The sequence below is a fragment of the Flavobacterium sp. genome (assembly GCF_044338735.1).
Taxonomy (GTDB): domain Bacteria; phylum Bacteroidota; class Bacteroidia; order Flavobacteriales; family Flavobacteriaceae; genus Flavobacterium.
The window spans coordinates 1-3435 of the sequence record NZ_JBIIWV010000206.1 but is presented as its reverse complement, the minus strand read 5'-3'; the positions used below and the strand labels follow the sequence as shown (position 1 = coordinate 3435).

General features: G+C 33.8%; 3 protein-coding genes. All 3 read right to left on the bottom strand.

The genetic code is table 11. The features are described from left to right. Positions 1-13: 13 nt before the first annotated feature. Entirely contained in the window at positions 14-1393 is a 1380-nt protein-coding gene (ftsA, locus tag ACIQZC_RS10125) for a cell division protein FtsA (RefSeq protein WP_396139104.1), read from the bottom strand. A gap of 8 nt (positions 1394-1401) precedes the next feature. Next, positions 1402-2034 carry a cell division protein FtsQ/DivIB gene (locus ACIQZC_RS10120; RefSeq protein ID WP_396139103.1) on the bottom strand — a complete coding sequence of 211 codons (633 nt, stop codon included), beginning with the start codon at positions 2032-2034 and terminating at the stop codon, positions 1402-1404. A gap of 76 nt (positions 2035-2110) precedes the next feature. Next, on the bottom strand, positions 2111-3435 hold a 1325-nt coding region (murC, locus tag ACIQZC_RS10115), incomplete at its 5' end, for a UDP-N-acetylmuramate--L-alanine ligase (protein ID WP_396139102.1).

Genomic DNA, 3435 nt, shown 5'->3' with positions numbered 1-3435 from the left:
ATAGTAGTTCCTTTTATTCTGCGTTATCTAAAAATTCTTTAATCTTATCTATATATTTATCAAAAAACGAACGTTTGATTTTCTCATCGGTTGTTTCTTGATGTGTAGAATGAGTAGCCTGTAACTCTTCTTTATCTTCAGCCATAACAGTTGTTTCTGTTACAACTTGAGGTCGTGCAACCACTTCTGGTTCATCTTTTTTCATTTCTACAAATGGCGTAGCACTTTTTGTATTATTTCGAATACTGTTCATTACTAAACCAACTGCAGTTGCATACAATGGACTTGATAATTCTTCGTTTGAATCTCCGGCCAAATGCTCATTTGGATATCCTATTCTGGTATCCATTCCAGTAATGTATTCAACAAGTTGTTTAATGTGTTGCAATTGGGCTCCACCTCCTGTTAAAACAATCCCTGCAATTAATTTTTTCTTTGGATCTTCGTGACCGTATAATTTAATTTCAGCATAAACTTGTTCAATAATTTCCACCACTCTAGCGTGAATAATTTTTGATAAGTTTTTTAACGAAATTTCTTTTGGCTCTCTTCCTCTTAATCCAGGAATTGAAACAATTTCGTTGTCTCTATTTTCACCTGGCCAAGCCGATCCAAAACGAGTTTTTAACAACTCAGCTTGTTTTTCAATAATCGAGCAACCTTCTTTAATATCTTCTGTAATTACATTTCCTCCAAACGGAACAACTGAGGTGTGACGGATAATACCATCTTTAAAAATGGCTAAATCAGTAGTTCCACCTCCTATATCAATTAAAGCAACTCCCGCTTCTTTTTCTTCTTGACTCAAAACAGCATCTGCAGAAGCTAATGGTTCTAAGGTTAATCCAGATAACTCTAATCCGGCACTTTTTACACATCTGCCTAAATTGCGAATTGAAGCTGCTTGTCCTACCACAACATGAAAGCTAGATTCTAGTCTTCCGCCATACATTCCAATAGGTTCTTTTATTTCGGCTTGTCCATCAATTTTAAATTCCTGAGGCAAAACGTGAATAATTTCTTCACCTGGCAACATTGCTAATTTATGTACTTGACCAATAAGGGTGTCAATATCAACATCGCCAATTACTTCTTCGGCATTTGGTCTACTGATATAATCACTGTGTTGAATACTGCGAATGTGTTGTCCAGCAATTCCTACAACGACATCATTAATTTTGTATCCTGAATCGTTTTCTGCTTCTGAAACTGCTTGCTGAATCGACTGGATTGTTTGTGTAATATTATTTACAACACCTCGATGAACACCTAAACTTTTAGATTTTCCTACACCAAGAATTTCTAGCTTTCCGTATTCATTTTTCTTACCAATCATTGCTACAATTTTAGTTGTACCAATGTCTAATCCTACTGCGATGTTGTCTTTGTTCATAATTTATTCTATTTCTTACAAACCACTTGTTGTGTAAACATTAAGTTTATCTCTTTGTACTCATTAATCAAAGTGTCTTTTATTGCGTGATAAAAAAAAGCTTTATAATTCTTTAACTTCTTTTTTACATTAATTGGTTTCCCAAAAGCAATTTTATAATCAAAACTCCGGTTGGTTAATACCACATTTCCCGAAGGCATGATTTGCGCGCCAGTAATGTTTTTACTTAAGAAATCATCTTTGTTAATTTCATTAAATAAATTCAAATATGACTTACTTTTTTCTTTACTGAATTCGCCAACGACTAGGGGAACTCGTGCCGAAAAATTTGTTGACAATGAAATTCTATCTCCTTTTCTATCAAGGTAATAGCTGTCATTATCAGAAATAACTCTTAGTATAGGGATCTTTTGAGTAATACGCGTATTTAGAAAACCATCTATCGTAGAAAAAACTTCTGCTTTTTCAATCATCTCATGATGATTTAGAGAATTTTCTAAACTATTCAAATCTACTTTATCTTTTTGTATTCTTGAAGCACCTCCTAAATTTTGTATTAACAAGTTATTAACCATTTGATGTGTTAAAAACATGTTTTCATTCGACTCAAATTTAATTTCTATCTTGTTGATTTTGCGCACTATATTCCTTTTTAAAGAAAAAGAATACAAGAAAATCATTGTAAAAATGATCATCAATAAACGTATACTATGCCAATTAATCCTTCTCATAAAGCGCTTTTTTAATATCTTTTACCATCTCGCCAATGTCGCCAGCTCCAATAGTTACAAATACTGATGCATCTGAATTTTTAAAAGTAGAAATCAATTCATTTTTATTCACTAATTTTTTATTTGGATGATCAATTTTTGTTAATAACCAACTAGAATTGATTCCTTCTATGGGTAATTCTCGTGCTGGATATATTTCAAGTAACAGCACTTCATCAAATTGTGCTAGACTTTCTGCAAAACCATCGGCAAAATCTTTGGTTCGACTAAATAAATGCGGCTGAAAAGCAGCAATAATTTTCTTTCCTGGATACAATTCCCTAACAGCCTGATGCACCGCGTTAATTTCAGTTGGATGATGCGCATAATCATCAATATACACTTTGTTTTCTTTTCGTATTTGGAATGAAAACCGACGTCTAACTCCTTTAAAACTAGCTAACGCTGCACTAATTTTATCATTGGAAACCCCATAGGATTTTGCCATTGCGAAAGCCAATAACGCATTTGTTAAATTGTGATGTCCAGGTAAACCAAATTTTACATTTGGCACTAATTCTGCTGGAGTTTTCACATCAAACACATAAAATCCTTTTTCGATACGAATATTTTGTGCCGAAAAATCTGCGTCGTTTGATATTCCAATGGTTATTCCTTCCAAAGGTAAACCTTGAACTATATATAAATTTTCGCTGGATGTTTTTGCTGCAAATTCTTTGAAAGATTCTTCAATACTTGCCGCGTCTCCATAAATATCTAAATGATCTGCGTCCATTGAAGTTATGCAAGTTACATTTGGATGCAAATGTAAAAATGAACGATCAAACTCATCTGCTTCAACAACTGTAACCGTTTTTCCTGAGCCAATTAGGTTTGAATTATAGTTTTCAACAATTCCGCCTAAAAAAGCAGTAACATCTACCCCACTTTCAAATAAAATATGTCCTAAAATACTTGATGTTGTGGTTTTTCCGTGTGTACCTGCTACCGCAAAACAATAGGTATCTTTTGTAATTAACCCAAGAACTTCGGCGCGTTTTTTAATAGAATAATCTCTTTCTAAAAAATAATTCCACTCTGAATGCGAAACAGGAACTGCGGGTGTAACCACAACCAATGTATTTTCGCCGTAAAAATCTTTTGGAATTAAATTGATATCATCCTCAAAATGAATAGCCAAACCTAACGCTTGCAACTCGTCTGTTAATTGCGTTTCCGTTTTGTCATAACCCGCTACATTTTTACCGATATTTTGGAAATAACGAGCCAAAGCACTCATACCGATGCCTCCGATGCCGATAAAATATACGT

Bases quoted from the DNA above. Each gene is read 5' to 3' on its own strand.
- ftsA (WP_396139104.1), bottom strand. From the start codon at position 1,393: ATGAACAAAGACAACATCGCAGTAGGATTAGACATTGGTACAACTAAA.